General features: G+C 75.6%; 1 protein-coding gene. It reads right to left on the bottom strand.

Annotated features, from left to right (window positions below; translation table 11 throughout):
• Positions 1–67: 67 nt before the first annotated feature.
• Positions 68–745: a hypothetical protein gene (locus tag JHN63_RS51590; protein WP_200692015.1), complete on the bottom strand. Its 678-nt coding sequence runs from the start codon at positions 743–745 to the stop codon at positions 68–70.
• Positions 746–1,156: the final 411 nt, after the last annotated feature.

Genomic DNA, 1,156 nt, shown 5'->3' with positions numbered 1-1,156 from the left:
CAGTTCACCGGCTCGATGAGCCGTCCTCTGTCATCGGTCGTACGTCCGTCACCGCTCGCTCTCCCCGTCAGCCGCCACCCCCTCCCACTCCCCCCGCGCCACCCGCGAGCCCGATCACCACGGGCAGCACGCCGACCGCGATGAACGCGGGCAGGAAGCACAGCCCCACCGGTGCGGTGACCAGAACGGCGGCTCGCCGGGCCCGTGCCGTCGTGGTGCGGGCCCAGTCGGCGCGGGCCTCCGCCGCGAGCCGGGCGACCGGTCCGGCGGCGGGGAGCCCCGACTCGTCGGCCCGTTCGAGCAGCCGGGCCAGCGGGCCGGCGCCCGGAAGCGCGGCCAACCTCCGCCAGGCGTCGGCCGGTTCACGTTGGCGGGCGGCGATGGCGGCATCGCGCTCGGCGACGGTGTCGCCGGCCACCTGCCGACGCCGCCACTGCCACAGCCCGACCGCTACGACGGCCCCCACCACGACCCCGGCGACCCCACCGACCAACACCCACCCGGCGCCCACGACACCCACTGCGGGCACCCACCGCCGCGCAACGCCCCGAACCCCGAACCACCGCCCGGCAGACGGCACTTCCCGGCTCCCCCGAACGTCCCGGACCTCCCGAAGCAGCAGCCCGGCCAGCCGCCGCCGAGCCCTCCGCTCCCGCCGCATCTCGTCCACCCACCGCACCGAACACCCCACGACCAGCACCGCCCCCAAGACAACCCCCAGCCTGTGGACAACTTCCGCACTCACGCCGCCTCCTCTCTCCGACCCCGGCCAACTTCCACACCCACGCCCACGCCCGCACCCACACCGCTCCCGGCCATCACCGAGCACCCGCCTCTCTCCATCCCGCCGCCCCTGAATCCCGACGGTCGGCCGATCCCGCCCTGGCTGCGCTCTGATTCAGCTCCACGCCTGAGGCCTCCGGCACCTCCAAGTCCGCGTCCCGACCGCCGGCCCACCGCGGCCTCGCGCCACCGCCGGCTCAGCAGAGCCACCGAGATGTCCGGCACGGCAGGCCCCGCATTCCGGCCGCCGGCCTACCGCGCCCTCATATCGCCCCGGACCACCACAGCCACCGCGACCGACCACAGACCCCGACCGCCGGCCCATCACGTCCCCGCGTCACCCCGACCCACCACGACCACCAAGCCCCCAGCC

It is taken from the genome of Streptomyces sp. MBT65 (genome assembly GCF_016612545.1).
In the GTDB taxonomy this organism is placed as follows: Bacteria; Actinomycetota; Actinomycetes; order Streptomycetales; family Streptomycetaceae; genus Streptomyces.
Note: the sequence above shows the minus strand (reverse complement) of the source record. Positions and strands in the feature narration are given on the sequence as shown.